Raw genomic sequence first — 8,411 nt, forward strand, 5'->3', positions numbered from 1 at the left:
TCCTGCCGGTTCCAGTGTTCTCTTCGCAGTAGGTGTTCCACCTCTGCATGATGGCGCAAGAAAGCGTTAATGGATCAATGTTGAAACCGCGTTTGGGATTGGTGTCCCTTCGCACAAAATCGGTCGATCTCATCACCGCCATTCGTCCCGGCAGGGACATCGCTCACCTTTTGTCGGAGCGATTTCGTATTTCACCCTTTCCTATGTTGACCATAATCGCAAAAGACGGAACGCACATCCCCGTTGGTCGGTCCTTCGAAAATTCGCTGCGGCAGGCTGGGTGGTTCTAGCGATTAGCTCCAATGTCTGACGGTAACTTTGCTTCCACGGGCGTCCCGGCTTGGAATTTGGAAGACTAGCCAAGGCAGCCGCAGGGGCAAAGAGCATGGGTCAGCGCATCGTCTACACATCGGCATCCGCATAGACGCCATTCTCGGTTTTCATTCATCCTCGGCCAAGTACAGCGTAAAAAGCTCCTGTGGCTTAGCCATCCCGCGTAGCATGTAGCGGCCAAGCGAAATAACTTGAGAATTGCGTTCGTTGACTCCATGTGCAACTGCCGCCGACAAGATAATTTTCTGCCCGGTCGGACCGCACATGCCGAGCATTCGTGCAGTGGCATTGACAGCAGCACCGATGACCGTGAAATCCAGCCGCGCCGCCCCGCCAATGTTGCCGTAAAGCACGTCCCCAAGATGCAAGGCTAGCGTGTAGTCTGTCACGGGTTCATCTTGCGCTTTGCGAACCTTTGACAGCGTCTTTAGCCTGTCGTCTACTTCAAAGGCACCTTCGATTGCACGATTGACCGCCTCGAATTCTGCGTCTGTATCAGCATTAAATATTGCCAGCAGGCCATCGCCCATAAATTTCAGCACATTTCCGCCCTGCGCTTCAACGACGTCGACGACTTCACCGAAATATGCATTCAGCATACCGATCACCTTGGCACCTTCTTCGCGTTCAGATAGCTGCGTGAATCCGCGCAAATCGAAGTACCAGATGACTGCATGTGTTTTTTCAACCGAACCGCGCTGGATATCTCCTGACAACACCCGCTCACCCGCGTCGGCCCCCATATAGGTCGATAACAGATCGCTTGCCATCTGTCTGTTGGAGGCGGATTTAAGAGCCAACCCGAGCACCATCTGAAGTTCCCTAAATATCTGCAGATTTGCTTCTGAAAACCCATTGTCCGCATCACTGGTCCACGAAATGACAAAACCTTCCGGAGGGTTGTCGGGATCGACCCCCAAATGTTCGGGTAATTTAGCGAACGCCAACTTCATCGCATAGTAGTCTGTCGCCCCTCTGTCGCGCAACTCGTCCAGAAACGGAAATCGATGTGGCCGCGGTGCGTCTGTAAGTCGCTCCCGCATGTCGACCCGATCCTGCGACATCAAATGATAGAGCGGGCTTTGCACCCATCGCGCCAGAGGGGTCTGACCGCGCGCGTAGGCTTCGCGTATGACTTCGCGGTCTCTGACCCAATCAAACCCAATTCCGCCAAACTGCGGGTGATAAGCCCGTTGTGCCACATGTACCCTCTGTACCGGAATGCCAGCCAACACAAGCCGGTTGCAGTACCCATCTAGGATCTGGTCCTGAGGGGTTCCTTCAAGGCCCATTCGCAACAACCAGTTGCTGATCTCTTTGATTGATTTGTCTTCTTTCATCGCTGTTCAGCCAGCCCAACCCAAGTAAATTACGCCAAGTATAGGGAGATATCAGCCATTGCAAAAACCTTATGCGGTTTGGGGCCGAGGTTTAAAACCACAATGCTTGATACACAAAGTATTCAAAGGAAAATGGCTCCGAATTTTCTCGAAGCTGGACAAACTCGAATACGGAAATCGTTTCTGGCTGTATCAGAAGAGTTTTTCCAAAAGCGCCCGGCCTGATATGCGCTGGCGCTCGCCGCTGGGCAAAGGTAGCTAGGTTCGGCGATAGTACTTTTGTCAATCGGGGGGAGAATGCCTTTAGCGAAGCAGACGTTCGGTCTCTCAGCAGTATTCCGCATGATTGGCCGGTCACGGGGATTTATACCATTCGCTGCGCGATCAGTGAGCTGGGAAGATGCGGACACAACCGACATTCGTTTCCCCGCCTTCGCTGACGCAGCATCCCCAAGCAGGTGCGGCGCTCTTATCGCTGCGTTGCGGCCGATGTCGTCAGACCGGCCATTGAAAGCCAGTCTGAGGCGCGAAATTCAAACCGCCCTTTCGCTGCAACCGGGATCGACCACCGTGGAGCGGACATTATTGCCTTTCCCTGCAACTTCGCGAATGGTCGAATCCTCCACTCCGTGATCGTATGACAATCATCGGATGCGGAGAATGGCGCGGCGATTTTTCCGATCAAAAGCGCACGCGAACTGACGCACTTAGGTTGCGTTGGCTGATCCACGCCGTCCGCGGAAACCGACGGATTTTCCACGCTGCCAAAAGACACAACGCCAGACATGCGAGCGCAGCACGGGGGGCAATCGTGCGGCACACGGGCGTTCGCTGCCGCCAGATCATCGCTGTCCTGCCCCAAGCGCGCGGGCGAAAACGCCCACGAGGAATGCCGTGGTCATCCCGAACATCAAGATACCTGTCACGGATGCCATCGCGCCGAAAATTCGGAAAGCCGGGTCCAGTGTGACATCGCCGTAGCCAAGGGTCGTGTAGGTCACGAGCGCAAAATAGATCGGTGCCTCGTATCCGGGCAGCGCGCCAACCGCCCAAACGGTGGTCGCCCAAAGATAGACATGCAGCGTGTGCGACAGAACGAAAGCCAAGAGGATTGCTACCGGAAGCCGGAAGAATCCCTGTTGCGCCGATGGCTGCTCAAATGGCCGACTGAGCCTGAGAAAGGCAATCAGGTGGGCGGCCAGTGCGACATGCAGCACGCCGCACAGGATCAGCAGCCCACTGCCCATGGCAATCTGCAGGACGACATTCATACCTTGGCCATCCGTGCAAACAACATCCGGTAAACCGGGGGTACAAAGACCAGCGTCAGGGGGGACGCCAGCAACAGCCCGCCGATCATCAGTGTTGCCATCGGTTCGAACAATGCGCCGCCCACCAGCGCCATGGGGGCAAGTCCCGCCACGGTTGTCACGGAGGTGAGCAGGACCGGGCTCAGCCGCTTTTTCGATGCGGCAACAATAGCCTCGTCGAGCGGCAGCGCCTCGCGTTCAATGTCGATCTGATCAATCAGCACAATTGCGTTGTTGATGATAATTCCCATCAGCGAGATCAGCCCGAGGATCGCAAAGAACGATAACGGCTGACCGGTCACACCCAGCGCCAGCGGTGCGCCGATCAGGATCAGCGGGATGGTCATGAAAGTCAACGCGACCCGGCGCAGCGAATTGAACTGGAATGTCAGCGCAAGGATCATCACGATAAGCGCATAGGGCATCCCCGCGATCAGCTTTTCATTGGTCTCTGCCGACTCCGCGCTCTCTCCGGCGATCTTGACGCCGTAATCCGGCCCGAGGTTCAGCGCATCGAGCGTGGGTTGAATGTTCTGCTCAATCTCTGCCGCCGACAGGAACGCGCTTTTGGCGCTGACGGTGATCTTGCGCACCTGATTTTCGCGTCTGATTTGCGACAGCTCCAAGCGGGGCGCAAATCGTGCGACCTGATCAAGCGAGGCGAGCCCGCGTTCCGTCGGGATCGATAGGTTCTGCAAGTCTTCCAGACTGTCACGAAAGGCCCCTTCGGCGCGCACGACTATCGGGATCTGGTCGTCGCCGTCGCGCAGGACGGAAACGGCTGTTCCCGAAAAATAGGCCTCCATCACATTTGAGATGTCCTTCGAGGTCACGCCCAACTCGCGCGCCTTTTCCTGCAGAATTTCGATGCCGACCTTGATCGTTTTGTTGCCCCAGTCGTTCTGGTTGAGGACGAGGCCAGGCACCACAGAGAACCCTGCTTCAAGGCGGCTCGCAGCATTCAGTAACACATCTGCGTCCGGCCCGGTAACCTCGATCTCGACGATCCCGCTTTCGCTACCGCCCATCGACAACCGGGTGACGCGTGCGCGAACGGCAGGCACGTTCTGTTGCAGGTAGCGGCGGGCGCGATCAGCGGCAACAACGGCACCTTCAAAATCTTGCGTGTTGACCACCAGAAACGCGCTGGACGGGGACGCATCAGCGGGGGCAAGCGCGAGATAAAAGCGCGGTCCGCCGTGGCCCACAAATACTGTGGTGCTGTCGACTTCCGGGTTTTCCTGCGGGTCGCGCAACCATGCCTCGACCGCCAATGCTTCGTCCCGTGTCGCGGACAAGGCGCTGCCCTTTTGAAGGTCTAGGTAGATGAGGAATTCCGCGCGTTCGGACAGCGGGAACATTTCGGACTTCAGCGAGCCGAATTGCATGATGCCAAGCACGACAAGGCCATAGCTGACGACAATGACTGGCAGGCCAAATGGCAAAAGCTTGCGGATCAGGGTGCCGTAGATCGACGACAGATGGCTCTCTCCCGTTTCCTTTTTGGCCTTGGGCCTTAACGTGGATGCCGCTACAAAAGGCAGGATGTAGTGCGCCGTCAGCCAGGATCCCACCAGCATCAGCGCCACGACCGCACCCATCGAAAAGGCAAACTCGCCCGTCGTGCCCTCGAGGATCATCATAGGAAGAAATGCAGATACGGTGGTGATTGAAGCGACAGCCAAAGGCACGAAGAACTGTCCGCCTGCCGCTATCGCCGCCTCTCGCGGTGCGGCACCGCCACGAATGCGCGCGTCAATATCCTCAACCACAACCAGCCCGTTATCCACCAGCAGCCCAAGAGATATGATTACGGCGGCGATCGAAATCTGTTCAAGGTCGATGCCCCATTGCGTCATGCCAAGCAACGCAAAGGTGACGGTAAAGGGAACGATGCTGGCAATGATGAAGGCCGGGCGCAGGCCCAGAAACAGCAGCATCACCAGAAGGACAACGGCAAAGGTCTGGCCCACGTTCAACAATGCGCCATTGATCGACTGCGTGACATTGGTTTCCTGAAACGTCGAAATACTGAAACTGACGCCAATTGGCTGAAAGGTTTCGAGCCGCGTGATCTCGGCTCGAAGGGAGCGGCCGAGTTTCTGAATATCACGGTCGTCGGACATCTCCACACTGACCAGCACAGCCGGTTGCCCGTTGAAATTGACCGGTTGTTCAGCTGGATCGACATATCCTCTGCGGGGTGAAAGCAGATCGCGCAGCCGAACGATATCCCCGGACGGCAGTTGGGTCAGGACATTGCCGACATCCTCGATCGTGTCGAGATTTCCGTTGGCCTCCAGCAGGATCATCGTGCCTGCCGCATCGATCTGGCCTGCGGGCAGGATGACATTCTGATCGCGCAGGTCTTGCAGCAGTTCTGGAATTTGCACGCCCACTGCAGCAAGGCGTCGCGCATCGACTTCCAGCCAAACGCGTTCATCCTGATTGCCCGACAGTGTGACTTTGGTGATGCCGTCAACGGCGTATAGCCCCGATTGCAAATCTTCGGCAGAGCTGGTGATCTCTGCCATGGTAAAGCCTTCGCCGGTAACGGCGATGGTTGCGACTGCCACGTCCCCGTAATTGGAGTTTACGAAGGGGCCGCGTGTCCCGTCAGGCAGTTGCGGGGCGGCCTGTTCCATGCGCGTTCGAATGTCGTTGAAGACCTGATCCAGATCCGCTGACGGAACCCAATCCGCGACCACCACATTCAGCTGGGCAGACCCCGTTGTGATCAGTGTTGAGACTTCGTCGACTCCGCTGATTTCGCGCGCGGCCCGTTCCAATGGGATGGCTATCAGGTCTTCGACCCGCTCGGGGTCCATCCCGTCAAACTTGGCGGCGACGATCACGGTGCGGACGGTGATAGCGGGGTTTTCTCGTTTGGGCAGGGCGATGTAGGCCAGCGTCCCGATCAACAGCAGACCAATCATTGCAAGAAGGGTCAAACGGGATTTCTCGATTCCGAAGCGGGTCAGCAGGTCCATGTCTTACTCGGCCCCGGTCAAAAGGCGCACCTCCTGACCGTCTTTCAAAAAGGACACCCCGGCCGAGGCTATGCGGTCGCCTTCCTCCAAACCCTCCAGAACGATCACCGCGTTCTCGCGAATGCCCCCGACGGCCACGTCGCGGCGCGTGACGCGCGATGTATCGGGATCGAAGACGAAAACGCTCATCATGCCATCGCCACCGCCTGCGGCATGCCCGTCACGGATGATAGCATTCAGGGGAATGGCAAACCCATCTGCCTGAGATTTGGGAAGGTTGATGGCGGCCTCTACGGCCATGCCGGCCTTGATGATTGGATGCGTCACGCTCAGGCTCAGAATAATTGGAAAGCTCGAAACCGCATCGGCGCGCGCCCCAATTTCGGACACTTGAGCTGGCAAGACGACATCGGGCTGGTCGGCCAGCCGCACCTGTGCGGGCGTGCCAACGACCAGTTGCCCCACAGTGTCAAAATTGACGGAAAACGATACTTCGAAACTGTCGTCGCGGTACATAGTCGCGACAGGGCTGCCCGCCCCAACCGTGGAAAAAGAACTGGCCTCAACAGAGCTGATAATGCCCGCGAACGGCGCGACCAGGTCGGCTTTGCTCAGGTTCTCTTGTGCCGTTTCCAGCGACTTTTCAGCCTGCACCAATTGGGCCGTGGCGGCATCGGCCTGCACCTGTGCCTGATCGACCGTCACCCGGGTCACCGTGCCGCTTTGCAAAAGCGCTTGCTGGCGTTGCAGTGTCTCTGCTGCGTTCTGAGCACTTGACCGAGCTTGATCAACAGCCGCCTGAGCAGAGGCAACCTGCAATTCCAATGTGGTGGGATTAAGCGAAGCAACCGTCTCGTTCTCTTGAACGCGCTGCCCCACGGCAAGGTTCAGCGCCCCAAGGGCACCTGCGATCTCAAAGGACAAAGCGGTGATCTCGGATGGTTCCAGTACTGCAGGAAACCGCCGCGTCGCAAAATCCGGTGTTGCTGTGACAAGGTGGGCCTTCAGGCCCCGCACCGGTTCCTCGTCAGAGACGTCCTCTTCACGACACGCTGCCAAGGTCACGAAAAGGAAGAGCAGGGTGAACAGCGGTTTCACGACAAGTCTCCCTCAGGTCCTGATTCGCCATTAATAATAGCACGATTGGAATCGCCCAAGGAACTCCGCCGTGATAGTTGCTCAGCGCAATTGACGTGCAAGTTGCGAGACATGTCTTCAGCTTTCTTGAACGACTATAGGGCATTCTTCGCGCTTGCCCGGGTAAACTGCGTGCATTGACACGTCAGTGGCGGGAAGTTGATGGTCTCTGCCAGTTTCAATCGACCTGCAACCGCCAGGGAAAACGAACGAAGGGGTCGGCAACCTTCGCCGCCCTTGTCTGGCAGTGGCAATTATGCGCGCGTTTTGGTCATCCATGCAGAGTGCAGCATCCTGCACTTGGCTCGCTCTTCGTTTTCGCCGCTACATGATCCTACGTCTGTTGTAAATTGGCGAACGGTAGGACCGTCCGCCAACTTCGTTCAGCCATGCTTAACGCATCTTCCAATTCAACGCCTAAATAGCGCACGGTGCTATCGATCTTTGTATGGCCAAGTAGAAGTTGCACGGCGCGAAGGTTGCCCGTTTTGCGGTAAATCTCCGCGGCTTTAGTTCGGCGCAGCAAGTGTGTGCCATATCCGCTGGGTTCCAGACCAATCGCTGTCACCCAATCACGAACGAGCCGACCATATTGCCGGGTTGAGATATGCGGGTTGTCATGTAAGCGGCTCGGGAACATAAAGCGGCACCCGATCATCTGAGGTGATTTTACCAAAGCGATGACAGTATCACGTGTGTTTTCAGTAAGTTCGAACTGAACCGGCTTCTTGGTCTTGCTCTGGATCACCGAAACCGGTTAACGAACGCGATCATCTTTGACCAAATCGATCACGGTGAGTTTGACCAGATCGCAGCCACCCAGCCTGCTATCAATCGCAACGTTAAACAGCGCCAGATCACGAAGAAAACCTGCTAGTTCGAGCCTTGCGCGGATGGCCCATACTTGTTTGGGAAGCAACGGTCTTTTCTGACCGATGATCCGACCTTTGTTCCATGCTTTGCGCTTCGGGGTCACTGCTGGAAGTTGTACTCTTGGCATAACATGCCCTCCAATCCTCCCTCCATGCCCAGACGTCAGCACAGCGCTGACGACCAGAACATGGCATTGGGTTGAATGGCCGTTCTCAGACGCGCTTTGAATGCGGTATTTCTACCGGTGCGTAAGGCCGCTACGAGCCCAGATGTATGTGCCGGCTGTAACGCCTGCAAGTCCAACTGCTCCTGTGTCTTCTCGGAAACCGTTTTGAGATTGGGACGCAGCGCAGCTTCCGCAATCGCTTCGGCATCATTGTAGTCGTTCTTCTGCCCCCTTGTTGAAAGGCTTCACGTAAATTGCGGGA

General features: G+C 56.7%; 4 protein-coding genes and 2 pseudogenes. All 6 read right to left on the bottom strand.

Annotated elements, in window-relative coordinates; genetic code table 11:
* Window positions 1-440: 440 nt before the first annotated feature.
* Complete coding sequence (locus ACEWL3_RS20340) at window positions 441-1,673, bottom strand: adenylate/guanylate cyclase domain-containing protein (RefSeq protein ID WP_386185425.1); 1,233 nt, start codon at window positions 1,671-1,673, stop codon at window positions 441-443.
* A gap of 842 nt (window positions 1,674-2,515) precedes the next feature.
* Window positions 2,516-2,944: an ion channel gene (locus tag ACEWL3_RS20345; protein WP_386185423.1), complete on the bottom strand. Its 429-nt coding sequence runs from the start codon at window positions 2,942-2,944 to the stop codon at window positions 2,516-2,518.
* A complete protein-coding gene (locus ACEWL3_RS20350) occupies window positions 2,941-5,973 on the bottom strand; it encodes an efflux RND transporter permease subunit (RefSeq protein ID WP_386185421.1) in 3,033 nt (1,010 codons plus the stop codon). The genes ACEWL3_RS20345 and ACEWL3_RS20350 overlap by 4 nt, the downstream gene beginning before the upstream one ends.
* Before the next feature lie 3 nt (window positions 5,974-5,976).
* Complete coding sequence (locus tag ACEWL3_RS20355; RefSeq protein ID WP_386185419.1) at window positions 5,977-7,071, bottom strand: efflux RND transporter periplasmic adaptor subunit; 1,095 nt, start codon at window positions 7,069-7,071, stop codon at window positions 5,977-5,979.
* Between the two features lie 373 nt (window positions 7,072-7,444).
* A pseudogene (locus ACEWL3_RS20360) lies at window positions 7,445-8,110 on the bottom strand (tyrosine-type recombinase/integrase).
* A gap of 158 nt (window positions 8,111-8,268) precedes the next feature.
* Window positions 8,269-8,411: pseudogene (locus ACEWL3_RS20365) on the bottom strand (IS110 family transposase); the annotation flags it as partial.

Source organism: Sulfitobacter sediminivivens (genome assembly GCF_042611115.2).
GTDB classification, from domain to species: domain Bacteria; phylum Pseudomonadota; class Alphaproteobacteria; order Rhodobacterales; family Rhodobacteraceae; genus Sulfitobacter; species Sulfitobacter sediminivivens.